Genomic DNA, 26,253 nt, shown 5'->3' with positions numbered 1-26,253 from the left:
AAACCGAATAAAGGTTCAAGGCTAAAGATAACGTCATGGAGATACTCGATTAAGAGCCTAAAACCTCCACAAGGTTCATTCTAACCTCAAGCCTAAGTCGCAATACCAGCCACAAGACGTTAAATCAGCCCAACCTCGGCTAACAACTCACGGGTTTCAACCAAAGGTAAACCCACAACGCCAGAATAACTGCCTTCAATCGCAGCCACAAAACAACCACCAAGCCCTTGGATACCGTAACTACCGGCTTTATCCATTGGCTCTTTTGAAGCGACATAAGCATCAATATCGGCGGCCGATAAGGCGCAAAAACGCACTTGTGTTTCGACCAAACGCACTGAGGTTTTGAAGCTTAAATCGGCATCCGCTTGGTAAGTCAGCGCCACAGCGGTCATTACTGTATGCGTTCGGCCAGATAATTCACTGAGCGTACGCTTAGCATCGGCCACATCCAGCGGTTTGCCTAATATTTGGTTTTCAAGCACAACGATAGTATCAGAACCTAATACAGCAGGCTGTGACATATCTGCGCATAATGCCAGTCCAGCTTGGGCTTTTTCGGCAGCTAAACGTCGCACATAATCCCTTGGCGCTTCACCTTGCTGCACGGTTTCATCGATATCCGGCGCCACTTGCGTGAAACAAAACTCAGGACGACCGAGCCCAAGGTGGGCCAATAATTCTTTACGACGTGGTGAAGTCGAAGCTAAAACTAAATCCACAGTTAGCGAACCTTATAATGACGTCGAACCCGACGTAGAATCCAAAATATCCAAGGCCAGATCACGAGTCCCGAAATCGCAGGTAAGAATAGATCGGTATCGAACACCGCCTCTTGCATGACAAACTCGACCCAGTAAATCACTAAGTGATACATACAAATGAGCAGCATGATCACCAACGACTGTTGCCATTTAGGGAAATTTCGCAATCGCTGGCAATGCAAGATGGCGACATAAATCACCAAAGACATAGCTAAAGAGCGCACGCCTAAGGTAGCGCCCAATAAAATATCCAACACTAGGCCTAACATCCAAGCGGTTAAGATGTTGTATCTATGGGGTAATGCGATAGACCAGTAGAGCACAATCATCAACAACCAGTCTGGACGCCAAGTATCGACCGCACTCGGTAAAGGCATGATCTGGCTGATCACGCCGATAAATAATGTCACCCAAACAATAAAGCGCCCATTGGCAGCTTGAAAGCTCATCGATGCACCTCAGTCGCTGGAGAAGTGGTTTCCGTTGCCGGTTTGGCCACAGTGGCTGCGGGTGTCGTCACAGGCTTAGTCGTCTCTGCAGATGTGCCTTCAGCAGGGCTTGCGCTGCCGATTTTTGATGCCTCTTCGCTAAGCGATTGATCCGCAGCAGGAGCTGTGGGCTGATTTGGCAAGGTCACACCTGAATCGGGAGACGGCCAAATCAACAACACATAACGAATACGATCTAACGCTGCGAGTGGTTGAGCAGTAACTCGAGCATAGCTTTGGCCGTCTTCAGTCAAGACTTCCAATACCCGTGCGACGGGATAACCTTCGGGGAAGCGATTGCCTAAGCCTGAAGTCACCAATAAATCGCCGACACGAATGTCGGTACTCTTGGCCACATGGCGCAGTTCTATCTCATCAAGCTCACCCGTACCATTGGCGACCAGGCGCACATCATTACGGGTAATACGCACAGGTAAACCGTGTGATACGTCGGAGAGCAATAGCACCCTACTGGTCATTTCACTGACCTGCACCACTTGGCCGACAACACCTTGCGCATCCACCACTGGCTGACCGACAAATACACCGCTACGAGAACCGTGATTCAACACCACGTAGTGATGGAAAGGATCACTGGCGACCTCTAGCACTTCGGCCACCATCTTGCGCGAATCCAGATAGGCGGGTGAGCCTAACAATGCCCGCAAACGCTCATTTTCTTGGCGTAAATGTTCGAAACGCTGTAAGCGTTCACTCATTAGCAGTTGTTGTCTGAGCAGTTCTTTATTCTGCAGTGCCAACATATTACGGGTGGCAAAACTTTCAGATGACCAGTCAAGCGCTGCGCCTGGCATACTGGCTAAATACTGTAATGGACTAAAGACAGATGAGAGGTTTTGCCGAACAGGATCGAGGCGATGATTAGCCACGAGCAAAGCCACCGACAAAATAATTGCCAGTGTCAGACGGAATTGGTTTGAAATACCACGAACAAAAATTGGCTTCATAGGAAAGCTAAGGCGGTGATTAACCGCCCTATACCGAAGTTAAATTAGGTTTCTTCGGAGAACAGATCGCCGCCGTGCATATCAATCATTTCGAGGGCTTTACCACCGCCGCGTGCTACGCAGGTCAATGGATCGTCCGCCACCATGACCGGAATTCCGGTTTCTTGCATTAATAAACGGTCTAAATCACGCAATAACGCACCACCGCCGGTTAACACCATACCGCGCTCAGAAATATCTGAAGCTAACTCTGGTGGAGATTGCTCTAACGCCACCATCACAGCACTTACGATACCAGATAATGGCTCTTGTAAGGCTTCTAAAATTTCGTTGCTATTCAGTGTAAAGCTACGAGGTACACCTTCCGCCAAGTTACGGCCGCGGACTTCGATTTCTAGCACTTCATCGCCAGGATAAGCGGTACCGATAGTGTGCTTGATACGCTCGGCCGTGGCTTCACCAATCAAACTACCGTAGTTACGGCGAACATAATTGATAATGGCATCATCAAACTTATCACCACCGATACGTACCGAAGACGAATACACTACACCATTAAGTGAAATAATCGCGACTTCAGTGGTACCACCACCGATGTCCACCACCATAGAACCTGTCGCTTCAGATACAGGTAAACCCGCACCAATAGCTGCAGCCATAGGTTCTTCAATTAAATACACTTCGCGAGCACCAGCACCCATGGCTGATTCACGGATCGCACGGCGTTCAACTTGAGTAGCACCTACCGGCACACACACTAGAACCCGTGGACTTGGACGAAAAAAACTATTGTTGTGCACTTGTTTGATAAAGTGCTGCAGCATTTTCTCAGTCACATAAAAGTCTGCAATTACACCGTCCTTCATTGGGCGGATAGCTTGGATATTGCCAGGCGTTCTACCTAGCATTTGTTTAGCTTCTGTGCCGACCGCGGCAACAGATTTCTGACCGGAGCCACTACGCTCACCACGTATAGCAACAACAGAAGGCTCATTGAGGACTATGCCTTCGCCACGAACATAAATTAATGTGTTAGCTGTACCCAAATCGATCGATAGATCATTAGAAAAAATGCCGCGTAGCTTCTTAAACATGTAACTAGCCTGTATTCTGTGGAGTCAGAAGAAAAGAAAAATCAGCTAACTTTATCAATGCCACCCTGATTCCACAAGACCGTTGAGGTTAACAATCGCTAATGGAGTGATTTTTTTTCAAATCGTCCTCTAAAAAACAGTATTTAAGCGGAAAATACTGTTTATTGACGAAATTATCGACAACTTAAAACGAAGAAACATACAAATAAGCAACAAATGTCAAACTCAGAAATTGCATTTAAAATCTGTCACTAGTGTTTTCATCAACCTTCAATAAATGAAACTGATGCGCATTTCATACGAAAGGCTCAGTTTGATTCAATAGCTGAAATCACTCAGATTAGTTTACCTCACGCCAATAGATGATTTTGTCATGGCCACGATAACGGCCAAAATACGCGCTCGCCCGCGGTTCTGTGAGAACGCTTGGTGATACGCCATTCCAATTCCAGTACCATTCTAGCCATGGCGGCACATCCAAGGGCGCCGTCACTTGACCGCGGTATGGCGCACCACTTGAGGTGACAGCTTGCCAGAGCAACTCAAATTGGCCAGCTTGGAATGTTGCAGTCCCGCCAGAACGCACAACACTTTGTCCCGCCACTAAGTCGGGATCAAAATTGTAACCAAGAGTGGAATGATCAACCTGCGAACCCAAAGCATACACTGCCGTTGTGCAGTTATCGTTGGTATTCAGTACCCAACTGCTACCATCCCAATATTCGGCCCGAGTCGGCATACGCAGTATTTCTGTCTCAGGACCATAGGTGTTATCCATCACCACACGGCCGTGACGATATTTCTGTTGGTTAGCGGATAATACAACTGCATCACAATTGCTACCGACACTGCAGTCGCCAAGGGTGGAAGCATTCATATTGGGTGTTGCTACTGAACTCACATTACCGTCATTATCAAATACTTTAATCCCCAACAGCATCTGTTCATAGGGACCATCAACTTCACCACCGACTAAAGCAGGGAGGCGCGAGAAATGAGGTTGATAATCTATGTTAGCCTCACCTATCGCCCAAGAACTCGATTGCAAAGCTACAACCACGTCATTTAAACGAGCCTGCATATCATTGCTATCGTCATTATTTTCCCCCACCAGCAATCCTGATGCCTTAGCAAAACTGCCACGATAATTTTTGGTCACAACGCCAGCGATATTTAGCGCTTTAAGATTAAATGCCACATCAAAGGGTTGGTCCATATAGCTAAAGGCACTGCTACACGCAGGCACCACACTCGATGTGGTCACTTCAAAGCGGTCGGGGACAAATCGGCCGATGTTGGCACTTTTTGCCTGTGGTATTGAGTAAAAACTCGATCCCAAGTAACTCGCTGGCGGCGCAGCACTAAATGTAAACACCCCGACTTCACTGATGCTTTGGACAATTGTATTAAGATTATTTGTCGCAGCCACTTGATCGTAACTGGCAATACCTACTCCCCCCTGAACACCAGAGCTTGGCGCCACCAATTGACTCGACAATACAATACCGGATTGAACGTAATTAGGCGTACTTGGGTTATCGCAATAATTACTGTCGTTATCTGCAACCCAGGCTTTAGCAGCAATCTGCAAATTAAAACTCTCACCGGCTTTTTTATACACAGCGCAGCTAACGTCTCCCGCAGGGCACAAAGCACCGCTGTCTTTGGGCGTAACACACAGACCAACTGGAAAACTGACGAAGGGATCGCTACCTATCATCACCAGCCCTTCATCGGGAGTGCCTGCAACACCAGTATATTTGGCGTTTAGCCCAACTTTACCAGCGTCGCTATAATTAACCGCTATTGTTGCTTTACCGCTGGCATCAAAGGATAAATTCAGGGGAGAAGGTGACGAACTCGAACCGCTGATAGGCGTTGAGTTAACGCTAACGGCTGTTGGGGTAAACATAGATGCAGCGACAGGCGAAATATATTGACTCCATAAATCGACCCTTTTTGTTTGACCAGCAAACGTCGGCACGCACTCTAGGTTGTCGTTTGACTTCCTGACCGCAGAAATAGTCGCATTTTGGGCTTTATTGGCCAATTTATCTGGCATATCAATTAAAAAGCCGCTATCTGCAAATGACAGCGTACAAGCCGCGGTTGATAACGCGCCAGCGCCACTGCGGCACAAGGTATTACTACCAGGGACGGTGGCAGGATTTGAACTCGATACTCCGATTGTTACTGGGGTGGTGACATTATGACGTAAGTCAACAGAGGCGATTCCGTTGATGAAACCGACATTACTAACACTACTGCCATTTTGGTACCAACCGCCATTAGTTGCAGGACTCAATGACAATTGCGCACTAACTGGGTCAGTAAACGGGGTACAAGGAGTGTTTCCATCAGCACACGCTTTGATCTGCATAGGCTCTGCCTTACAGGTGAGCGGTGATGATGAGTAATCAAATTCAAAATGATGTACTTGTAAGCCAATCGGTTTGGATTTTATTGCACAAACTTTAAAATTATCGATTTCGTGGTTGTTATTGGCGCCACCAGTAGAACCCGTAAATGACAGATAAAAATCGGCAGGAACAGAATCTTGACCTGATATCGCTCTCGCATTAAATCGAGGGACAAGTACCTGATATCCATTACCATCACGCACATCTCTGTCTAGCGATACCCAAGCTTGACCTGTGATAGTCGAATCAACTTTAATCCGATATTTATGATTGGGTGCTGCGGTTGACGTACTACGAACATCAATTCTAGGATTCAAATTCGCCGCGGTACCAGCCAAATACTGATAATTTGCCGCCACAGAACCGCGTAATGTTACCGATTGAGATCTAAATCCAGGGCCACCGATCTTCCCCTCATTCGGATTGGAAAAATTACCATACTCATCCAAACCGACACCAATCCAACCTCCCGCAAAGCCCGGCGTACCATCATCACGTTGTGCATAACCGAGCGAACCGCCAAAGCTGCCAGGTTGCGGTGTAACAGAAGCATCCGATAAAATAACCGCTACACCATCACCACCCGTTCCAGATGACGGTGACCAAGCATAATAATCAAACTCTATCGTGACGAGATTACCTTCAGCAGGAAATAACCGCTGGTAAGTACTTGCAGTGGCCTGATTACCCAATGCTGGCGTTATTCTTAGTCGCCCCCCGTTGATAGCCGGCGGAGTAGAAGAACCCAGCACTTTCGTTGCCCAATCATTGCCTAAGCTGCTGCGGGAAAACTCATCAGTAAAACACTCTTCAACTGGCGCGACTTTCTCAAGCGCTATAAAATCATAATTTTCAGCAAGATGACTACGTTCATTGTCGCCATAGGTATCTTCATCGTTTACCATACTGACTTGAGTTGCACTCAGATTACAGCGTCTTAACCAGCCACCATCACCACCTAGGCGAGAAGACTTTCCAGCCACTAATGTTGGAGGATTGCTAAAGCCAGTTAAGCTGGTATTAAAGGTACATTGAGTTACTAAGTCACGAGCTGAATTTCCCGAGCCATGAGTCAAGGCGTTGGCAAACTGATAGTTAATCGGCTCGCCATTCAGAGTTATCGTGCCTACACCAGGCTCAATGGCTAGATAAGCAATGGTTTCATTGGCTAATGTATTGAAATTACTAGGCTGACAGCGCCGGCTTGTGCCTTTTCCAGTGTAGACTTCTGACGTATCCATATTAAGCGAAATACCGTTAACGCTTGGCTGCGACACGCTAGTCAACCAACAATTATTATTGCGGGTTTGTAATTGGTTTAACCGTACGCTCAAACCTGAGTCGAGCGTTTGATTGACCCAGGCTGACGATGGCATGTTCAAAGCACTGTTAGTCACCACAGTACCCGCCGTCAACCGCTTACCATCGGATAGAGCATAACTGCCTGGCGTCACAGCTATCCAGTGTACTTCGGGCATAGTGATCGCCGCAGTGCTACTTGGAGGTTGCCGCTGAGTCCAGCTAAAACCAGTCGCTGATACGCTACTGATAAACGCCGACGAGGGACCATAGCCACTTGGGTTTGACGACAAAATCGTCGGCATTAAAAATACTAATGGAGTAACACCAGATGGAAACACATGATCGAAGGTAACCGAGGTTGACGTTGCTTTACCAAATTGGAGATTGAAAGCACTCGCACCACACATACCATTAAAATCAGCATTATTAATAGTATTTTGATCGAATGTCACATTACTATTGCCAGAAATACTCAGAGCACCTCCAGCACCAATCGCACCTGTGATTTCGCTATTACCGCTGATGGTAACGGAGCCCGCAACATAGATAATGGCATTGATTTTGTTTTGACCGGTAATACTCAACGAACCTGCAACATAAATAATTAAATTTTCAGCGGCGCCAGTGAGATTTATATTAACATTCGTCAGATTCAAGCTATTAAAATAGAGACGGGATGTAACGCCAGTTGTCTTGATAACTGTGCCATTCTTGAAATCACCAAAATTATAATCATAATCCCCCGGAGTAAACACATTTCCACCAGAGCGATCGCAAGTACCAGAGTCACAAGATAAGTTACTTAGTGGTGGCACCAAAATACCAGGAGGGGGTTCCAGCCCAAATGGCGCATGATTCCCAGAGGGAGGAGATGTAAAAATACTGTCACACTGAGGTACCGCTGCCACCTGCCAACAGAATACGCATAAAATGGCAAACAACGTGAAACGTAGATTATTAACCACGGGCTTCTACCTCAACTTGTCGGCTTGCACGGGTCTCGCCGCTTTCACATACCGCTTTACTGTTGATCCTATATTGAATAACTGTGTCTACTGTATATTCTTTACAACTTAGCTCAACATTACAGGCATGAAAACCAGTTACATCGGGCGGTGTCCAAACATCTGATGCTAAACACGTTACGGCGTTACCATTCAATGGAAACAACTTAGCCAACGCGGCATCGGCGCCACTATTCGCAGCAGCAAAAGCACGCGTGCCCCACACCTCTTGGGTTAATCCAGTATCCCCATCCTGCACAATATTGATCAGGGCTGACGCCAGTAGAAACATCACAGTGATCACAAACACGCCAATAATCAATGCACTGCCGCGTTGACGCGCAGGTAAAGCGGTTCGTTGCGACCTTGCTAGTGATGTTCTGGGTAAGATCCGCATGACCGAGTGATGACCTGTCGATTGACGATATAAATTAAGGGACATTGATCACCTGCACTTGATGTCGATATTGGAACGTCTCACCATTAACATTAAACCGCGGTTGTAAATGCACCATGGCATTATTCACTAGGCTAGATGGCGTTAAAATAAACGGCAAATCTGCACCATTATTTAAAGCATTTGCCACACTTTGTGCCATTAGCACGCCCGTGCCCATAGTGGCAGGCATAGCGGCAGGATTTGGCTGAACGGCATTAAAGCTATAACCAGCATAACGCAATAATTGTAATTCATTGCCGCTTGGCCCCTTTTCAAAACAATAGCTCACAGGGCTTGAAGCAAAATAGATCCTTTGTCGTGGTGATGCTTCGGCAAAACGTGTTGGCGCAGTAAAAGTCAGCGTCACTTGATGCTCCAAAGGGGAAGGCGCAGTAGCAATCGTTTTAACCTGTGCCCGTTTTTGTCTGGCGCTGTTATAGACATCGGCATCAATCAAGGGATAGATCCAAGCGAATTGATTCACACGAATCGCACTCGCGGTATTATCTAGAATAACTATCCCTGCGCTCGCGGCAGCAGTAGGCACAATTGGCATGGTTAGATAAGTCGTGCTGGCTTCGATAGGCACAAACTCAACACATTGATAGGTCAGCGAATCGGTATTAACTCGCAAGCTATTAGGTAAGGCACTGCGCAACTCACGGGTCACTCGCTCAACAGCAAAACGGCTCTGACTTAGCACTTGATCGACTGAACTCGACTCCACAAAAATCCGCGTACCAAAAATAATAAAGCTACTCACCCCGACCACAAGAATCCCCAGAATCAAGATCACTGTGACCATCTCGACTAAGGTAAATCCCCGTGTGGATGCTTGCATACGCTGTGCAGTTGAAGAGCCCATTAGTAATTGCTCCTCACCAGATTGTAAGTGATCACTTCGTTGTCCGGCGTAGTCACATTAATGGTGACTAGCTTAGTATTGGGCGCAGGCCCATAGGCGACAGTGACGTTTAAACGATAGTTAGGATAAGCATCTAAATAGGTTTGGCTCGAATTGAGCATAGTGGCGTTTTGACTTAAACCGTGATAATCGTCCACATCGTTAAAATCGTTACGGCCCTCGCCTTCATTAGGCCATTTCCACTCTGATGGCCCTAAACTGGTCACATTTGAGCAAGGTAATCCTAACGGACTACCACAGGCAGGCACACCGCCATTGGCATTAGTGTTTTGATCGTAACGCTTGCCCCAGATCTCATTCATCACCGAATGAGCAAGCTCGGCACTCTTCACTCTATGCAAAGTCTTAGCCGCACGATCCGCCTGTGGAAATAACATGCTGGTTAGCATCACTATCGCAATGGCAATCACCAGCATCCCAATCACTAATTCGATAAGGGTAAAACCCTGCTGTGGTTTGGCTTTTTTGGATGCTTTTATTGATTTTTTTATTAAAAACAGTAGAGGATTAATTCGCATAAATATAACCCTCGCTGGAGACGTTAATCATCACAGTGTCATTAGCAATCACATTAATGCATGACCCATTACAAGCCAACGAAGTGCTACCATCGATATCGAAATCAAGGCTGAAGTTGCTGCTGTTAGTGCTCACTAGCACTAATTGAGCACCGCCTTGAAAAGCTTCGGTATAAAGCGGGTTTGGTGATAATGCGGTACCAGAACAAACGGCCCCATTTCGGGTAGAGAATTGACTCACTTGATAGCCAGTGCCAGAGACGGTTACACGAAAACACCTGTCGGTATTATTGAGCGCTTTTTGCTGTACTTGACGCAGCTCGCTAATGAACTCGTTACGTAAACTATAGGCACTGTAGGAAGACTGAGTAAACAGGCGTGGCAGTACCACCACAGCAAGAATTGAAATCAAGATGATGGTGGTTACTAATTCTACTAAAGTAAATCCGGCCTGTTTTGACATAGAGAATTTAAGCATCACTCGCTTTGGTTGCTGATGGTGAGGTTCTAGAATCTAGCTTCTAGCTTCTAGCTTCTAGCTTCAGTTTCTGCCAACTATCTGATTAACGCAAATAAATGTCGGTAAATTCTTGGCGGACTCATTTATTTAACAGCATGCAAGAACCGCATTTTACCTAAAAAAAAGGCCTGCTAGGCAGGCCTTTTCCGTAATTCAAATTAACAACCATTATCTGTAACAGTAATCGTTGGCAATGCACCTGCACTTGCTGCTTGTTTATAAACAATCTTACAGCTTGCTTCAGAACCAGTTGTAGTTACATCAGCAGGAGCGCCACGTTGCCAAATAGTCGCAGAACCAGTAGTAGTATCATCAATGATCCAATCAGCAGCATCTTCACCAGAAGGTACTGCTGATGATGGGGAAGTTCCAGTATTAAACTTAACATCCATACCCTTTTCTAAAGCAGCCTTAGTTGCAGCCATATAACCATATACTACCGGAACATCGTCAGTAGCTGTCGCAGGAGTCCCTGCAACTGTATTACCGAGCACATCAACACTACCTGTATCTGCACCTTCAATACCGAGTAATGCCGCTTTTGAATAAACTAAGCTATTGGCACCTTGAATAGCCCCTTTCATTCCTTGAATTGTAGAAGCACGCGCATCACCTTGCAGGTTAATAAACTTAGGTGCCGCTGTGACAGCAAGAATACCTAAGATAATGATCACTACGACTAATTCAATTAAGGTAAAACCTTGTTGTCTTTTCATATCAAACTACCTTTCTTTATCAGTGAGTACTCGTGTGAGTACTAATTAAGTTAAGTCACTTTTAGACTCTATTACTTTTAAACTAAGCTACTTAAAACATGAACAAAATGAAACTATTAATTACTGCTTATGGTACAAATGGCGTCTGGGTGAAGCTTAACACTCTGCCTGTACCTGGGTTATACACGATCCCTTTCGCACCAGCTGTTGTTAAATCCGGTGCTGGCGTGGCAACACCATTCGTTTGATTTAGCACCAGTGAAGCGACTTGGTGATAAACACATAAATCTAAACCTGCGACGACTGCACCAGTAATTGAGTTAGCACTACCACCTGCGCCATCAATCACACGCACAGTATAACGTTGATTACGTGCATCTTGGTTAAATAATACGTTACGTGGAGCACTCTGCAGCACAGTATTAAATACTTGTTGGCAACTCGCATCCCTCATGTCCGTCGCATCCGTCTCAGTCGTCACGGAAGTCCCTGTAGGATAACCAAAACGTGGATCGAGCGAAACTAACGTACCATCCAAGATCACGCTGCTATTTTGGCGCCCATCGACTTCCCACTGCGAACGCACAAAACTAACGGCAGTCGATAAACCACCGGCCACGCCGTCAACACTGGCGTCTTCAGCATCATCGGTGACATTTAAGAATCGTGGGATCGCGGTTGCGGCGAGTAGCCCTAAAATCACAATCACAATCACTAGCTCTATTAATGAGAAACCTGTTTGCTTAGTTTTCATATATATGCCCCCAGACCTCAGAAATTTTATTCTAACAGCTAAATCAATTTTAAAAAGCCATTGAGTTAACAATATTTTACGGTGCAGTCAAAAAAATGACCCTGCCAGAGTTCAGTTGATAGCCTAAACTATCGCCATTGTGCGACCGATAGTGACAGCTGTTATCCTTAACTAAATAATCAGCAACCAGCCCTGCGTTATCCACTTCGGCACCCATAAGTTGCTGCCACAAATCTTGGCAACCTTGGGCATTTAACTGTTTAGGTTGTGGCCATCCTAAACTATTGATATCGACGACACTAAACTCAGTGTCTTTGGATATGTTGTCAAACGCCTCCCAATTCAACTGCATCTGCGGCGGCTTGCCCAAAGATAGCCATTGGGAGCGCACCATCACCAGCACATTTAAAAAACGCGCATGATCGACTTCTAATCCACGGGCAGCGATTTGCGGTAGGGTAAAAAAGTACTTAGCACCAATCACCGCCATGATAACCAACACTAACCCTATGGTTATCATACGCCCATAGAGGCGTAATAGATCGCTTTCTGCCTTTTGCTGAGTCTGCATTTAACCTCAGCCCCACACATAAGAGAGGAGATAAACATTTTCCATATCGATTATTTACCGCCCTTGACCACATTGAGCATATCCCACATGGGCAGGTATATCCCTAAGGCCAACACGAGAACAATCACGGCCACAAAACCGATCAAAATAGGCTCCAATTTAGCGGTGAGGTTCTTTAAATCATAGTCTACTTCGCCCTCGTAGAAGTCTGCCGCATCATTGAGTAATTGATCGATTTGCCCTGTTTCTTCACCCACGGCCACCATTTGCAGCACTAATGGCGTAAATAACTTGCTCTGATTCGATACCCTTAACATAGAGTCACCAGACTCAATCCCACGGCGCATACCGACTATTTTGTCGTGCATGTAGGCATTATCTACCGCATCAGCCACTAAACTTAGGGCCTGCGTCATCGGCACGCCAGCGCTGAGCATCATAGAGAAACTGCGACAATAACGAGCTAACGTCGAGCGCTCGATAATCGATCCCACGGCAGGAATGTGCAGTTTCCACTTATCCCACTGCTTCTCGCCTTTTTCCGTATGGTGCCAGTAACGAATGCCGATAATAGTGCCGATCAACACCACCAACATCAGCGCCCAATAATTCACAAACAGATTCGATGTACCTATCAGCACTTTTGTCGCCCACGGTAAGTCGGCGCCAAAGCGGGAAAACATCTCGGCAAACTTAGGGATCACCATGATATTGAGGATCACCATAGCGAGCGCAATCGCAATCAAGACAAACATGGGATAACGCATGGCCGATTTAATTCGCCGCCGTGTTTCCTGCTCACGCTCGATATAGCCAGAAAGCTGAATAAAGGCATCTTCTAACTTACCTGTGTTTTCGCCCACGTGCACCATAGAAACAAACAAGGAATCAAATACATCGGGATGTTGATTCATGGATGATGATAAGGGTCGGCCTGCGGTGAGCTGCTCAGAAATATCATTGAGCGCATCTTTCATCCGCTGGGAATGCGCCGTTTCAGACAAGCCCGCAATCGCCCGCAAAATCGGGATGCCAGAACGGGTCAAGGAGTACATTTGCCGAGTAAAAATCTGTAATTCTTCTAACGCGACTTTTCCACCAAATAACTTAGTCAGTGAGAATGACTTAACCACTTTGGCGACTTTGACCTCAAGGGGGATAATCCCCCGCGCCAATAGCATGTCAGCAGCGGCACTTTCCGATGCAGCATCCAATTGCCCCGTAACGGATTGACCTTGACCACTGCGTCCACGGTATTGATAAATCGGCATAATTACGCCTCAACGCCTTGTTGGCTAATAATATCCTTCGACAAAGGTATTTGTGATTCACTCACATCCTCTACCAGCTTAGCCACCTCTTCAATGGTCGTCATGCCTTCGCTCAAATATTGCAACGCTGACTCGGCGAGTGGGGTGAAGTTAGGGCTCTGCAACGCGGCTCTGGCAAAATCCTGCGGATTACCGGTACGCATCGCATCGATCATCTTCTCATCCAACTCGAGGATTTCAAAAATACCGATCCGCCCACGATAACCGCTGCCGTTACAACTCTGGCAGCCGGTACCAATTCTAAAGTTCGCATGGCTAAAATCTTTATGACTCACACTACTCAGCCAGGCTTTTTCCTGCGGTGTCGGCTGATACTCAACGCCACAGTTATGGCAAACGCGGCGCACTAAACGCTGGGCAATAATCACCCTCAAGGCACTAGCGACCAAATAACTGGCGGCGCCCATATCGAGCAAACGCAGTGCACTGGTAACCGCATCGTTAGTGTGCAAGGTTGATAATACAAAGTGACCCGTTAATGCGCCCCTTAAACCAATCTCAACGGTTTCTTGGTCACGCATTTCCCCGACCATGATAATATCGGGGTCTTGACGCAAGGTGGTGCGCAATACGTTGGAAAAGTCTAAGCCAATCTTATGGTTAACTTGAACTTGGTTGATCCGCGGCAATTGATATTCAACCGGATCTTCCACCGTAATGATCTTACGGTCGGCGGTATTGAGCTCGCTCAAAATACCGTACAAGGTGGTGGTTTTACCGCTACCCGTGGGACCTGTGACCAGTAGCATGCCGTGAGGGCGTTTAATCTGTTTACGAATACGCGCCAAAATAGCGGGTGGCATACCGGTTTCGTTTAGAGTCAATAAACCCGCCGATTGATCGAGTAACCGCATTACTACAGATTCGCCATGGTAAATCGGCATGGTCGACATACGCACATCGATATGATGACCTTTGATCTCCATGTGGAAACGACCGTCCTGCGGCAAACGTTTTTCAGAAATATCGAGTCCAGCCATTAACTTAAGTCGCAATACTAAAGCCGCGGCAATATTAACTTCATTCAGAATCGTTTCGTGTAGCTGGCCATCGATACGCTGGCGAATACGCAAGGCTTTATCACCGGGTTCGATATGAATATCCGAGGCGCGCATTTGCACCGCATCTTCAAAAATCGACTGCAGCAACTTAACCACTGTGGTTTCATTGTCACTGTCGCCCGACGTGAGGCTGGCTAAATCGAACATCTCATCGGCGGCGTATTCTTCTTCGAGCTTACCGGCGATCTGAGCAATTTGGTCTGTACGGCGATATAAATTATCAAACGCTTGCAGCAGTTGCTGCTCGGGCGCTACCGCTAACTTCAAACGCTTAGGTGCGATAAGCATTTCGAGATGATCAAGCGCCTGCAAATCTGCTGGGTCGCTCATTGCTACCAGTACGCTATCGCCCCTGTCTTCAACTGCTAAAGCACGGAAACGTCGGGCTTGCACCTCAGGAATAAGATGCACCACTTCCGCTGGGATTGGCATTTTACTGATATCCAGCAAAGGTACATTCAATTGTTGCGACAAGAACTGCAGTAACTGATGTTCTGTAATCGATTGCAGATCAATGAGGGTACGGCCCAGTTTTTTGCCCGTATTACGCTGCTCGCCTAACGCCTGTTGTAGCTGGGCTTCGGTAATAATGGCTTCTTGAACTAACAGATCGCCTAAACGCATTTTTAATCTGGGTTTCATTGGCTATCTCCTAGCTGAGTCAAGCGTTGTTCGATAAAGGCACTCGCCTGCGCCGATAAGCCTCTGTGGCCTAATGCAGTCCGATAGGCTTGGCGTGCTTGGGGGAATTGCTGCTGCGAATCAAGCGCATAGGCCAACCCCATCCACCATTTAGCCTGTTGAGGTTCTTGTTGTAATAATTGTCTATAGGCTTGTTCTGACAATGAAAACTGCCCTAGCTTTTGCGCCAAATCCGATTGTGCCATCCACTTTTGCCTCGCCAGCGGATGCGTGTCAGGTATATTGGCTAAGGTCACTAATGCGAGATCAGCCTGACCAGAGGCTTGCTGAACCCGAGCAAGCAATAAAGCAAAGTCTAATTGCTGCGGGAATAACAGCATGCCTTGCTGTAACACTTCACTGGCTTTGGCTAATTGACCTTGCCCATAATGCAGCGCAGCTAATTGCTTGCGCGCTTCGTGCATACTGGGGTCGAGCACTAATGTTTGATCATAATAACTAATGGCTTCTTTGAGCTTGCCATCCCTTTCAGCCTCACTCGCAAGTGTAAACCGCTTCTTTGCTAGCTGCTTTGGGGTTAACTTCACCTCAGTAATCGCCATTTGCCCTTGTGCTTTGGGCGCAAGTCGATTAGCGCCAGCAGTGACCTCGGCGCTTCGCACACTCGATGTCGCACTATCTGGCTGTGAATGGCTTGGCTGCGAATGGTTTGGCTCGCTTACCGTGTCAACTTGGTTGTTTTCAAGTGCAAGGCTCACATCTGTTTTCGACTGCGCTTGTCGCTCAGGTTCTATATTCCTTTCAAATTCAGGTGACTGACTCGATGCGATTTCGGCGGCACTTGGTTCAAACTCTTCACTATTGGCTGTCATTGTTGTCGCAATCTTCTGCGTAGTCGCAAGCTTCAGCGGTTCTGCAGCGGCATCAAGGTTAGATGAAGCTTCGCTTGAGGCAATGCTCTCCGTTCGCACAGGCTCAGTTTGAGCGGTTAAAGTATTTTGTTCCTGAACTTGAGCCGAAATAGTCGCTTCTGCAGGCTTTGCCATGAAAAATTGCCAGCCATAAACCGCGCCGCCACCGAGTAGCAGTGACACTCCACAGAGCAGCAGCCAGTTAAACGGAGCGCGCCTGTGAGCTAAATACTGCACCTGCGGTTGAGTGACGTTACTGAGTTCGTGCCCCTGCTGACGTTTATCAAGATCCTGCAGCATCTTATTGATCACGCTCATACAACACTCCTCAAAACGTGTTGTAATCCCAAACCAAAAGCCACAGTTATCAGAGTGAAAAAAGGCAGCCATTTCCACGATAATAATCGGCGAACACTTGCATCTTCGGTATCTTGAATCGCCGCTTTAACGTGGGAGGTTTGCACACGCGTAGCGCCCTCGCCGAAACTCAGTAACAAGGCTTTATGGGCAAGAATATTGATCAATCTGGGGATCCCTCGGGACGCATAGGCAATCTGACGTGTTTCCCGTGATGTAAAGAGTGGTTCGCCCGCACGCCCTGCTATGGCTAATCGGTGGCGAATATAAGCGTCGGTTTCATCCCATGTTAGTGGACGAAGATTGTAGCTAAAAGTAATGCGTTGTCTTAATTGCCTAAATTCTTGGCGTTTAAGCCTGTCATCTAACTCAGGTTGCCCAAATAACACTACCTGTAATAATTTGCGTGTCTCGGTTTCCAGATTAGTGAATAACCGCAGCGCCTCTAAACTGTCGTCCGGCAATGCCTGTGCTTCATCGAGCACTAATACGATAGCGTGACCGTGGGCGCTCAAAGCTAAAAGCTGCTGCTGGATAAGTCCAGTGAGTTGCTGCTGATCGATATTACTGGCGTATTTAAGGCCTAACTCACTCGCTACCGCCCAACGTAACTCTGCAGGCGTAAGATAAGGGTTAGGCAGATAGGCACAGTGGAACTTAGTCGGCAATTCATTGATAAGCTTACGGCAAATCAACGTCTTACCTGTTCCCACCTCCCCTGTCACCTTGATAAAACCTTCACCCGTTTGCAGCGCGGTTTGCAACACTTGCAAGGCTTCCACGTGTGGCGACAGGCCGAAAAAAAATCCGGTATTGGGTGTCAATGAAAATGGCGTTTGGCTTAGGCCAAAATGCTTCTGATACATAGAAGCTTACTTTGTCTCCGGATACCAACGATCTAATAAGGTCTTAGAACGTTGTAGCTCAGTTTGCCAAGTATCGACGCCAACTACCGTAGGTTTTAACAGGATAATTAGCTCGGTTTTCTTATTCTGCTTGCTGCGGTTTTTAAACAATTCACCGAGGAAAGGAATATCACCTAACAAAGGTACTTGTGACACCACTTCAATATTTTCACTCTTCATCAAGCCACCGATGATCACCACATCACCAGAGGCGGCGCGGATAACAGTATCAGACTCACGAATTTCACTCTGCGCTAAAGGTAGCTCCAACGAAGCGTCACTCACTTTAATGTCTTTAGTCTGCTCTTTCACATCGATAACGGATGGATGCACGTGTAATAATACATTGCCGTCATTATCGATTTGCGGTGTCACATCTAAAGCTATGCCCGAGAAAAATGGTGTTAATTCAACTTGTGGTGTGGTCACTGGCGTTGTGCCCGCAACGGTAGTCGATGACACGTCGGTGACAAAGTACTCATCGGTACCCACTTTAATCACAGCTTTTTGGTTATTCGATGCAGTCACCCTTGGGCTAGACAATACATCCACATCGCCTTGGGTATCTAATAGATTGATCATAGTTGTAAAGTCGGAGCCTTTAATGCTCAACGAGGTCACACCACCAATCGCAGAGGTGATTTTATCGTTTAAACCAGGGCCTTTCGAAGTCCCAAAATTCACATTCGTATTGCCAACATGACCCAGCACATTGTCCCATTGGATACCCTGCTGATAGCCATCGGATAATGTGACTTCGAGGATCTTAGCCTCCAAGATCACTTGTCGCTGTAGGTGACTCTCGGCGGAATTCAAGAAAGTACGCACTTGGCGTAATTCACTTGGGAAAGCACGAATAGTGACTAACCCCGCCTGCGGCGTGACCACCACTTGCCGCCCATTACCAGTGTCACCAATAATCGCCGTCAGCGTTTCTTTCAGCTCGCCCCAAAAATCAGTCTTAGTGCGCGAGCGAATAAATGTTCCGTTACTGCTATCGCTGCTGCCATTACTGCTAGAGTTGTTGCCGTTACTGCTGTTGGAATTATTATTACTCGAACCATTGTTATTTGAGTTGTTATTGTTCGAATTACTATTGGAATTATTGTTATCGGAAATGCGTCCAGAACTCACTGAGGTCACAGATAAGCCGTCACGTTCCATATAGAGATAATTCAGCGGAAACGTCTCGGTACGCATTCCAGCGGGGAACACTCTTAGAATGCGCCCTTCGCGGCTCACTTCGTAACCGTAGATATCTTCAACCACTTGAATCGCTTCGCTTAAGGTTACACCTTTAAGGGATAGCGAAATCGTACCTTGCACATCAGGATGTACGGCAACACTCAGCGGCGTACCTTGGACTAAACTTGGAAAAAATACTTTAGCATCAACATCATGGGCAGAGACATCGAAACGGCGCTCAGTTTCCAGCGCAGGAATCAAACCTGATAGCAATGCGCCTGAATTCAATTCCCGCTGAACCGCATCCGGCATAGTCGCAGGTGGTGGCGTGGTTGATGCCGTCGCCGTCGCCATTGAGGCCGCTAATTCCGCCTTACTCGCCTCCGGCTGTGGCCTGTTTGTGGTCTGACACGCCACAAGGCAAAGTGAGAGCAGAGGTGTAAAGTATTTAATCGCTTTCATCTGAGGTGTATTCCCTATCTCTCTGTTATTGCTTGAAACAATGTCAATTTCCGTCCATCGGACAGCGACACATAAGTGGGGGTAATCTTGACGATACTCAGCCCCTGAATGCTGTCGCCAACAGACAATATCTTGTTATTTATCACAGCATAAGCCGTGTTGCCTGAACTCACTATGCTGTTAAGTACCATTGCCTGATCCTGCGATTGACTCGCATGACCGACCACAGCAAAACCTTTTCCGGGCAAGGTAGGGTCGCGCAGTGATTCAGCAGACGCTATAGGGCTGCTGACCAATAACAACACACTAATAATATAAGACTTATTTAGAGACACTGATAAAGTCCTTATTAATACTCAAGGTATAAAGTTCAATCTCTACTGTCGCTTTTGGATATTCCGCGACTTTATAGTCGAGACGCTTCCAATAAAGTTTATCTGGCATGGCCTCAACGGCTTCCACAAAGCGCAGCACTGAGAAGTAATCGCCCTCTAAACTTATACGAATACCATGGCTATACAGATTGAGTTTCTTCTCTTCACCCACAGCCAACAGAGGAATGGGTGCAATCGACATAAACTTAATTAATTTAATCCCTTGGACTTGTCCCAGTAAATTTCCCAGTAGCTCTGGCATATAGTCTGCAGGCACCATGTCCACCATCTGCTCATTGAGCTGGGCATCTAAGGCTTGATTCTGTTGCTCTAATAAGACTAAACGCTGTTGGTAATCTTGATTGGGATCTAACGCTAAACGTTGCTGATACAAGTCAACCTGCTGGGCCGAAATCGCGTTTTCTTGCTCTAAGGCTTTTAGCTGTTGTGACAACGCCACATGGGTTTTCCACAGGGACTCTAAGGGTAAATAACTCAGCATACCGACCACGGCCAGAATGGCGACTGAGATCAGCACTCGCTCGCGGCGACTTAACGCATCAAACTGTTGCCCTAGTTGGGCTAACTTTTGCTTCATTGCGCGGTCTCCTCCTTGTTATTGCTCTTCAAGGTAAAGGCCAAAGGTTTATCTTCACCGCGATCCATACTCATCGACGAGAAAGCTTGCCCCTTTAAAGTCTGCGTAGTTTTAAGTTTGCCAATCCACTGCGGAATGCTTTGAGGATGGTCGGCAAAACCTTCGAACATAAAATCTTGCTCATTAATGACGATATGACTAAGCCACACGCTCGCATCCGACACGACCGCTAAATCTTTAAGTACAGGCGCAAACCCTCGGCTGGTTAAAGAGGCCCTAAGACTCAATTCACCCATGAGTAACTGCTTCAGCTCTAACTGTTGTGCCGCTAAATCGACTCGCGCAACGAGTTCGGCATCGGGTTTACGCGCTGCAATTTGTGCTTCTAATGCCTGTTTTTGGGTATCGAATTGCAGCTTTTGCTGGGCAGCCAATTGCTGGGCCTGTTGCAACTCACTGACTTGCCAGTAGCTATAACCGCCTAATGCCGCAAATAGGACCAAAAATCCTGCTGCATAAGCCCCCAAACGGGCAAAGGTTAATCTTTGCTTTGGCGGAAGTAAGGAAGGAGTGTAGAGATTGACTCGGTATTTAATCACTCAGCACCTCTGGAAAATTCGGCAAAGGCTAATCCCGCTATTCGCGCGCCAACACAGCTTTTATCGATAACATTCACAGCTTGATTAAAGTTCGCCGACACTAGCTTAGCTAAAGTATCCACGGCGCCATCGGCGAGAAGTTCAATAGAAGATACCGGAGCTTGCCTTAACTGGCTTTCAAAGTAATCCATAGAGCGCTGAATCTCTAAGCTTAAATTATCTGCCATGCCATAAGTTAACTCATCGGCTTGAGTCTTATCCAACTGGGTAAATCCGCGCACACGCCGCTGCATGTACAGCTGCCCTTGCTTAACCACAGTCAATAACAATTCTTGCCCTGGATGATGGCTAACCACCAGACGAGCTTGGTGGTCATCACCAAATAAGTTGGTCATGGCTAACTCTTCGATACTGATACCAATGAGTTGTAAATCTTGTTCATGAATGGCCTGCACCATACCCACGAGTTTAGCTTTATCGACCACCACCACATTGATTTTATTACTGGGAATAGGTGACTCGAAATAATCCAAATGGATTTGCGGCACAGGTAGCGTCACCATGTCTTTAATTGACCACAGCAAGGCTTGGGATAATTCGACAGTATCGACATTGGGTTTATCAGTCAGCAGTAATTGATAAAGCCCTGAAGCTAAAACCAGTTGTAATTGGGCATTAGGGAAGGATTTAGCGACGGCAACAAACGCCGATGACCAGTGCTCATCTTTAAGCTCGAAGGGTAACCACAGTTCAGTACGATCACTTTGAGCAGGTGCATAAACCCATAATTTATCGGCACAAACATAGATGCCAAGGCTAGTCGGATCCGTTTTTTTCTGCCAAAAGGCGAGTCGACCTATAAGACTTTTTTCCATAAAGATGCCTGTAACCAACTGAATTTAAAAGCGTGAGTAGTCTCTTATGCTTAAACGTCCTGTCACTCCACTCTCCAGTGTTCCTTGCCCTCTGACTTGCTTTATCGCTAATTTAAACAGCAAACGTCATTATTTTGGCACAGGATAGTTTAGCTGCAAATACTCGTATTTTATAGATAAATACGTGAATAATAGGATCTATTTGCCTTATAAGACGACATTAACCCAAATACCACACTTGCCTTACTTGGCCTCTATGGGTTCACTGAAATACATTCCCTGCGCTGCGCCAACACCAAGGATTTGCAGTGTCTGCCATTCTTCGAAGACTTCGACCCCCTCGGCACAGACTTGCACTTCCGTTCGATACAAACCGCCAATCAAGCTACGGATGAATAATTGGTTTTCTGGGCGTAAATGAATATGCCGTACAATCGATCTATGTAGCTTAATTAAATCAAAATGACATTCACGGATATAGTAAGTGCCAACGACCTGCTGACCCACATGATCAACACATAATCTCGCGCCCATTTTACGGATCATATCTAATTTAGGCTGCAACTTTTCTTGATGTTGAATCACGATATCTTCCGACACTTCGAAAATCAGTCGCGTGGTCAGATGGCGATATTCTAACAGCGTCGTTTTTAGCCATTGGGTAAAAGCTCGACTCATTAGCGAATCCAAACTCAGATTAATACTGTATATCTGTGACGCTGGTTTTTTATTTGTTTGAGTATTCGATACGCCGCCCACTAATTCATTCGACAGTAACAACAATACCCGCTCAATAATTTGCCGTTCGACCTGCGGCATTAAACCACATTTATTCGCCATTGGAATAAACAGTGTGGCACGAATTAACGCTCCTTGATTATCCCGCGCCCGAGTAAATATTTCTTTATGATGCTCATTACCATCAGAATCGATTATAGGCTGGCTAAAGGGGAAGAATCGCCTTTGCACTAACGCATTTTCTAAAAAGCTGCGCCAACGTACTGAGCCTTTAGCAAACTCTTCATCAATTGCGCCTTTGTCGTACATAAACCAATTACTATTGCCCTGTAATTGTGCCGCCCTCAAAGCCATATCGGCTTCTTCAATTAACTGCGCCGCATTATCGCCTGCGGTAAAATAAGCGCATCCGAGGTGGAAAAAGTTATCGCTATTGTCGACTTCGGGTAAAGGCTGGCTCAAACATATCTTAAGCAACTTACTGGCGAATTGGTCCGCTTCGATTAACGAGATTTGCGGCACGACTATGGCAAATTGATTGTGAGAACGACGGGCAAAAATACTGTTAGCTTGGGTTTGCAGCAATTGGCTTATCGCGTTGACGGTCGAATTTAATAACTCTTTAGTTACCGCTTCACCTTGGGATTGCTGCAATAAATCCAGATCATCCATCTCTAATAAATAAATCACCCCATGGGCGAGCATCGCCTGATTATGACTAAGGGCGTCGAGACGGTTATTCAAAAAGAGCCGATTACCAATGCGCGTTTCCGCATCGAGAAAGGTATTAGAACGAATGAACTTGTCAAAACGACCGCGCTCTTTTTGTGCGTCTTGTAATTCTTCTAACAACTTAGTCAAAGCGCGGTTAATCAGCCTTGGCTTGCCATTTCCGGGGGTCGCGAGTGCTTGCTCGTGCTTACCTTGCAAAATCAATCGGCTGCGTAAGGCTAATTCTTCAATGCCATCCAACTGTTGGGAAAACCATAAATAGCCAAAACGCACCAAGGCAGCCACAGCTAACACACCGACCAACAGGATGAGGATTTCATACCAACTAAAAGTGTAATGCTCGAAGGGTTGGGTTAAGGTCAGCTGCATACGCAGGCCAGATTTAGGTTCTAACACATGGTCATACACCATGGCATTTTGCGTAGTCAGATTGCCTTCATAGGCAAAGATCACTTCATCTTTCAAGGTCAGCCGAAAATCAACAGCATTGTAGGCAAGTAGCATGGGCGGCAGCCAAGCTTCCAAATCCCAATCGGGTTGGTGTTGATATTGGTCCACTAACATAGTTTCGAGTTCGGCGACTTTCTGCTGCTGAAATTTATAGGTCAGCTGCACGAAACTCATCATAGCGCTCAGCAAAAAGACGAAGGCGATAGCGGCTAATGACATTAACCAAAAGCTGGTTAATTTTGTAGTTAACATTCGGGTGAATTTCATCTATCCGCTATCCTGCAGGATTATTATAATTATTTGTGCGATTTTAACAGTAGTACAACAAAGTTGTCCGTTGATTATTCAGTAGCATAACCTAAAAGGCAACCAAGACGCTGTGACTTTAATGTCCACTTAAAAACAAAAAAGAGGCTCATTAGCCTCTTTTCGATGTTTTTACCACTTTTAGCCTAGTCGGCGTATTGAGGTAAAGTAGGGATAGCAGCAACACCAGAGTCGATAGCCGCCTGAGCAACCGCACGGGCAACATTAGGCAATAAACGTGGGTCCATAGGTTTTGGCAGCACGTATTCAGGACCAAAACTCAGTGAACTCACATTAGGATAAGCCTTCAACACACTCGCAGGCACAGGCTCTTTTGCCAGTGCAGCAATGGCATGAACCGCGGCGATTTTCATCTCATCGTTAATGCATGACGCACGTACATCCAAGGCGCCACGGAAAATAAACGGGAAACACAATACGTTATTCACTTGGTTTGGATAATCGCTGCGACCGGTACCCATGATCAAATCGCTGCGCGTTGCGTGAGCCAGTGCCGGTTTGATTTCAGGATCGGGATTAGAACAGGCAAAAATTACTGGCTTATCGGCCATCAACGCAACTTCTTCTGCACCTATCACGTCAGGACCAGATAGACCTAAAAACACGTCTGCGCCTTTAATAACATCAAGAAGCGTGCGTTTGTCAGTATCATTCGCAAATAGCGCTTTATATTCATTAAGATCCGTACGGCCAGAATGAATCACACCTTTAGTGTCTAACATATAAATGTTAGCGCGATTCGCACCACACTTGACCAGCATAGTCATACAAGCAATGGCTGCCGCACCTGCGCCCATACACACAAAAGTCGCGTCGCTGATCAACTTGCCTTGAATTTCCAGCGCGTTAATCATACCCGCCGCGGTCACAATTGCGGTGCCGTGTTGATCGTCATGGAATACTGGTACTTTACAACGGGCAATCAATTCACGTTCGATAACAAAGCATTCTGGCGCTTTAATATCTTCAAGATTGATACCACCAAAAGTGTCAGCAATCGCAGCAACTGTATTGATAAATTCTTCAGGCGTATTGTGGGTGATCTCAATATCTGTCGAATCGATATTTGCAAAATGCTTGAATAATAATGCTTTGCCTTCCATCACAGGTTTAGAAGCCAAGGGGCCTAAATTGCCTAAACCTAAGATCGCCGTACCATTGGTAATCACGGCAACCGTATTACCTTTATTGGTATAACGATACGCATTGTCAGGATTAGCCGCGATTTCACGCACAGGCTCAGCCACACCAGGGCTATAAGCTAGAGCGAGATCGTGACTCGTTTCGGCAGGTTTGGTAAGGCAAACTGCGGTTTTGCCTGGTATTGGAAATTCATGATAATCGAGTGCTTGTTGACGAATATCTGACATTTTAAAATCCTGAAATGCGACATTTATAATTTATGAGAGTAAGGCCTACCAACACACATCTAGTCTCACCAAAGGGTGATGTTAATAGTCTGGCTGGTCGGGGTAAGATACGCCAATAAGGGGGATTTTTAAATAAGAGATTCAGAAATTTCACTTTAGCCTGCAAATATCACCTCTAAGCTTAGTTTTATAAACTTATCTCCTATAATAAAGCTGCATTTCTTAATATTTTTTGTAGGAAACAAACATATATTTTGTAGTTATAGCGCTAGTTGTAGCGAGTTAATCTCAAAAATGTTGGTTAAATTACAATATATGACGGCTAGCATATTTATCTTATAGATAATTGCTATAAATAAGTCGAATTACATACTTGAACTCGCAATACTCAGTAAGTTGACGATTAATTGAGTGAAGTCGTACCAGATGGGATTTAACATAAGTATTAAGATAGGCGTAAATAAAGCAGTCCAGCAAATGACAGAAAGCAAAAAGGCGCCATAGGCGCCTTTTCTAGAAACATTGCAATCGCAATTATTTCTTTGCAAGCACTGCGAAGCGCTTGTTGAATTTGTCGATACGACCGCCAGTATCAACAACTTTTTGTGTACCAGTGTAGAATGGGTGACAAGCACCACATACGTCTAAATGCAGATCTTTACCAGCAGTAGAGTTTACTTTGATAACGTTACCACAAGTACAGTTTGCAGTGATGATAGCGTATGTTGGGTGGATACCTGGTTTCATTGGGGTTACCTCAAAAGTGTAAGGCCATGTCGCTCTTCCAACCCGTAGTCGGACACCACATGCATGTTAATAACAATATGTTTAGGGCGCAGAATGGTACAGCATA

24 protein-coding genes are annotated in these 26,253 nt (G+C 46.1%); all 24 read right to left on the bottom strand.

Going from position 1 to position 26,253, the window contains the following annotated elements; genetic code table 11:
• Positions 1–119 precede the first annotated feature (119 nt).
• On the bottom strand, positions 120–722 hold the full coding sequence (locus tag K5Q99_RS05955) for a Maf family protein (RefSeq protein WP_220776326.1): 603 nt from the start codon (positions 720–722) through the stop codon (positions 120–122).
• 2 nt (positions 723–724) lie between these two features.
• Positions 725–1,213, bottom strand: a complete 489-nt coding sequence (gene mreD, locus K5Q99_RS05950; protein ID WP_220776325.1) for a rod shape-determining protein MreD — start codon at positions 1,211–1,213, stop codon at positions 725–727.
• Entirely contained in the window at positions 1,210–2,220 is a 1,011-nt protein-coding gene (gene mreC / locus K5Q99_RS05945; RefSeq protein WP_106649299.1) for a rod shape-determining protein MreC, read from the bottom strand. Before mreC ends, mreD begins: the two co-directional genes overlap by 4 nt.
• Positions 2,221–2,264: 44 nt before the next feature.
• Positions 2,265–3,314: a rod shape-determining protein gene (locus K5Q99_RS05940; RefSeq protein ID WP_105251284.1), complete on the bottom strand. Its 1,050-nt coding sequence runs from the start codon at positions 3,312–3,314 to the stop codon at positions 2,265–2,267.
• 340 nt (positions 3,315–3,654) lie between these two features.
• Positions 3,655–7,944 carry a DUF8470 domain-containing protein gene (locus K5Q99_RS05935; protein ID WP_487250763.1) on the bottom strand — a complete coding sequence of 1,430 codons (4,290 nt, stop codon included), beginning with the start codon at positions 7,942–7,944 and terminating at the stop codon, positions 3,655–3,657.
• 49 nt (positions 7,945–7,993) lie between these two features.
• Positions 7,994–8,482, bottom strand: coding sequence for an MSHA biogenesis protein MshP (locus K5Q99_RS05930; RefSeq protein ID WP_220776324.1), 489 nt, complete (start codon positions 8,480–8,482; stop codon positions 7,994–7,996).
• Positions 8,472–9,344, bottom strand: coding sequence for a PilW family protein (locus tag K5Q99_RS05925; protein ID WP_220776323.1), 873 nt, complete (start codon positions 9,342–9,344; stop codon positions 8,472–8,474). The genes K5Q99_RS05930 and K5Q99_RS05925 overlap by 11 nt, the downstream gene beginning before the upstream one ends.
• On the bottom strand, positions 9,344–9,922 hold the full coding sequence (locus tag K5Q99_RS05920; RefSeq protein ID WP_220776322.1) for a prepilin-type N-terminal cleavage/methylation domain-containing protein: 579 nt from the start codon (positions 9,920–9,922) through the stop codon (positions 9,344–9,346). Before K5Q99_RS05920 ends, K5Q99_RS05925 begins: the two co-directional genes overlap by 1 nt.
• Complete coding sequence (locus K5Q99_RS05915; RefSeq protein ID WP_220776335.1) at positions 9,912–10,400, bottom strand: type II secretion system protein; 489 nt, start codon at positions 10,398–10,400, stop codon at positions 9,912–9,914. Before K5Q99_RS05915 ends, K5Q99_RS05920 begins: the two co-directional genes overlap by 11 nt.
• A gap of 200 nt (positions 10,401–10,600) precedes the next feature.
• Positions 10,601–11,158 (bottom strand): type II secretion system protein, encoded by a 558-nt coding sequence (locus K5Q99_RS05910; RefSeq protein ID WP_220776321.1) that lies wholly within the window; start codon positions 11,156–11,158, stop codon positions 10,601–10,603.
• A gap of 127 nt (positions 11,159–11,285) precedes the next feature.
• Entirely contained in the window at positions 11,286–11,912 is a 627-nt protein-coding gene (locus K5Q99_RS05905) for a prepilin-type N-terminal cleavage/methylation domain-containing protein (RefSeq protein WP_220776320.1), read from the bottom strand.
• A 76-nt stretch (positions 11,913–11,988) separates the two neighbouring features.
• A complete protein-coding gene (locus tag K5Q99_RS05900; RefSeq protein WP_106649293.1) occupies positions 11,989–12,483 on the bottom strand; it encodes an MSHA biogenesis protein MshF in 495 nt (164 codons plus the stop codon).
• Positions 12,484–12,533: 50 nt separating this feature from the next.
• Complete coding sequence (locus tag K5Q99_RS05895) at positions 12,534–13,754, bottom strand: type II secretion system F family protein (protein ID WP_220776319.1); 1,221 nt, start codon at positions 13,752–13,754, stop codon at positions 12,534–12,536.
• 2 nt (positions 13,755–13,756) lie between these two features.
• Complete coding sequence (locus tag K5Q99_RS05890) at positions 13,757–15,517, bottom strand: GspE/PulE family protein (protein ID WP_220591875.1); 1,761 nt, start codon at positions 15,515–15,517, stop codon at positions 13,757–13,759.
• Positions 15,514–16,746 (bottom strand): tetratricopeptide repeat protein, encoded by a 1,233-nt coding sequence (locus K5Q99_RS05885; RefSeq protein WP_220776318.1) that lies wholly within the window; start codon positions 16,744–16,746, stop codon positions 15,514–15,516. The genes K5Q99_RS05890 and K5Q99_RS05885 overlap by 4 nt, the downstream gene beginning before the upstream one ends.
• A complete protein-coding gene (locus K5Q99_RS05880) occupies positions 16,743–17,651 on the bottom strand; it encodes an ExeA family protein (RefSeq protein WP_106649289.1) in 909 nt (302 codons plus the stop codon). Before K5Q99_RS05880 ends, K5Q99_RS05885 begins: the two co-directional genes overlap by 4 nt.
• 6 nt (positions 17,652–17,657) lie before the next feature.
• A complete protein-coding gene (mshL, locus tag K5Q99_RS05875; RefSeq protein WP_220776317.1) occupies positions 17,658–19,337 on the bottom strand; it encodes a pilus (MSHA type) biogenesis protein MshL in 1,680 nt (559 codons plus the stop codon).
• Positions 19,338–19,351: 14 nt separating this feature from the next.
• On the bottom strand, positions 19,352–19,672 hold the full coding sequence (locus K5Q99_RS05870; RefSeq protein ID WP_220776316.1) for an MSHA biogenesis protein MshK: 321 nt from the start codon (positions 19,670–19,672) through the stop codon (positions 19,352–19,354).
• Positions 19,659–20,309: an MSHA biogenesis protein MshJ gene (locus K5Q99_RS05865; protein ID WP_220776315.1), complete on the bottom strand. Its 651-nt coding sequence runs from the start codon at positions 20,307–20,309 to the stop codon at positions 19,659–19,661. The genes K5Q99_RS05870 and K5Q99_RS05865 overlap by 14 nt, the downstream gene beginning before the upstream one ends.
• Positions 20,306–20,908: a PilN family protein gene (locus tag K5Q99_RS05860; RefSeq protein ID WP_220776314.1), complete on the bottom strand. Its 603-nt coding sequence runs from the start codon at positions 20,906–20,908 to the stop codon at positions 20,306–20,308. Before K5Q99_RS05860 ends, K5Q99_RS05865 begins: the two co-directional genes overlap by 4 nt.
• Positions 20,905–21,783 carry a type IV pilus biogenesis protein PilM gene (locus K5Q99_RS05855; RefSeq protein WP_220776313.1) on the bottom strand — a complete coding sequence of 293 codons (879 nt, stop codon included), beginning with the start codon at positions 21,781–21,783 and terminating at the stop codon, positions 20,905–20,907. The genes K5Q99_RS05860 and K5Q99_RS05855 overlap by 4 nt, the downstream gene beginning before the upstream one ends.
• A 243-nt stretch (positions 21,784–22,026) precedes the next feature.
• On the bottom strand, positions 22,027–23,970 hold the full coding sequence (csrD, locus tag K5Q99_RS05850; protein WP_106649283.1) for an RNase E specificity factor CsrD: 1,944 nt from the start codon (positions 23,968–23,970) through the stop codon (positions 22,027–22,029).
• A 185-nt stretch (positions 23,971–24,155) separates the two neighbouring features.
• Positions 24,156–25,400, bottom strand: a complete 1,245-nt coding sequence (locus K5Q99_RS05845; protein ID WP_106649282.1) for a malic enzyme-like NAD(P)-binding protein — start codon at positions 25,398–25,400, stop codon at positions 24,156–24,158.
• Positions 25,401–25,934: 534 nt separating this feature from the next.
• A complete protein-coding gene (gene rpmE, locus K5Q99_RS05840) occupies positions 25,935–26,147 on the bottom strand; it encodes a 50S ribosomal protein L31 (RefSeq protein WP_063883331.1) in 213 nt (70 codons plus the stop codon).
• Positions 26,148–26,253: the final 106 nt, after the last annotated feature.

Origin of the sequence: Shewanella hafniensis, assembly GCF_019655335.1 — a bacterium.
GTDB lineage: Bacteria > Pseudomonadota > Gammaproteobacteria > Enterobacterales > Shewanellaceae > Shewanella > Shewanella hafniensis.
The sequence above is the reverse complement of the archived record's forward strand: the minus strand, read 5'-3'. Positions and strand labels throughout refer to the sequence as shown.

Coding starts and splice junctions, on each gene's coding strand:
- K5Q99_RS05865 (WP_220776315.1), bottom strand. CDS start 20,309: ATGAAGCAAAAGTTAGCCCAACTAGGGCAACAGTTTGATGCGTTAAGT.
- K5Q99_RS05885 (WP_220776318.1), bottom strand. CDS start 16,746: ATGAGCGTGATCAATAAGATGCTGCAGGATCTTGATAAACGTCAGCAG.
- csrD (WP_106649283.1), bottom strand. CDS start 23,970: ATGAAATTCACCCGAATGTTAACTACAAAATTAACCAGCTTTTGGTTA.
- K5Q99_RS05915 (WP_220776335.1), bottom strand. CDS start 10,400: ATGCTTAAATTCTCTATGTCAAAACAGGCCGGATTTACTTTAGTAGAA.
- K5Q99_RS05845 (WP_106649282.1), bottom strand. CDS start 25,400: ATGTCAGATATTCGTCAACAAGCACTCGATTATCATGAATTTCCAATA.
- K5Q99_RS05905 (WP_220776320.1), bottom strand. CDS start 11,912: ATGAAAACTAAGCAAACAGGTTTCTCATTAATAGAGCTAGTGATTGTG.
- mreD (WP_220776325.1), bottom strand. CDS start 1,213: ATGAGCTTTCAAGCTGCCAATGGGCGCTTTATTGTTTGGGTGACATTA.
- K5Q99_RS05925 (WP_220776323.1), bottom strand. CDS start 9,344: ATGGGCTCTTCAACTGCACAGCGTATGCAAGCATCCACACGGGGATTT.
- K5Q99_RS05910 (WP_220776321.1), bottom strand. CDS start 11,158: ATGAAAAGACAACAAGGTTTTACCTTAATTGAATTAGTCGTAGTGATC.
- K5Q99_RS05890 (WP_220591875.1), bottom strand. CDS start 15,517: ATGAAACCCAGATTAAAAATGCGTTTAGGCGATCTGTTAGTTCAAGAA.
- rpmE (WP_063883331.1), bottom strand. CDS start 26,147: ATGAAACCAGGTATCCACCCAACATACGCTATCATCACTGCAAACTGT.
- K5Q99_RS05940 (WP_105251284.1), bottom strand. CDS start 3,314: ATGTTTAAGAAGCTACGCGGCATTTTTTCTAATGATCTATCGATCGAT.
- K5Q99_RS05880 (WP_106649289.1), bottom strand. CDS start 17,651: ATGTATCAGAAGCATTTTGGCCTAAGCCAAACGCCATTTTCATTGACA.
- K5Q99_RS05930 (WP_220776324.1), bottom strand. CDS start 8,482: ATGTCCCTTAATTTATATCGTCAATCGACAGGTCATCACTCGGTCATG.
- K5Q99_RS05895 (WP_220776319.1), bottom strand. CDS start 13,754: ATGCCGATTTATCAATACCGTGGACGCAGTGGTCAAGGTCAATCCGTT.
- K5Q99_RS05855 (WP_220776313.1), bottom strand. CDS start 21,783: ATGGAAAAAAGTCTTATAGGTCGACTCGCCTTTTGGCAGAAAAAAACG.
- mreC (WP_106649299.1), bottom strand. CDS start 2,220: ATGAAGCCAATTTTTGTTCGTGGTATTTCAAACCAATTCCGTCTGACA.
- K5Q99_RS05920 (WP_220776322.1), bottom strand. CDS start 9,922: ATGCGAATTAATCCTCTACTGTTTTTAATAAAAAAATCAATAAAAGCA.
- mshL (WP_220776317.1), bottom strand. CDS start 19,337: ATGAAAGCGATTAAATACTTTACACCTCTGCTCTCACTTTGCCTTGTG.
- K5Q99_RS05900 (WP_106649293.1), bottom strand. CDS start 12,483: ATGCAGACTCAGCAAAAGGCAGAAAGCGATCTATTACGCCTCTATGGG.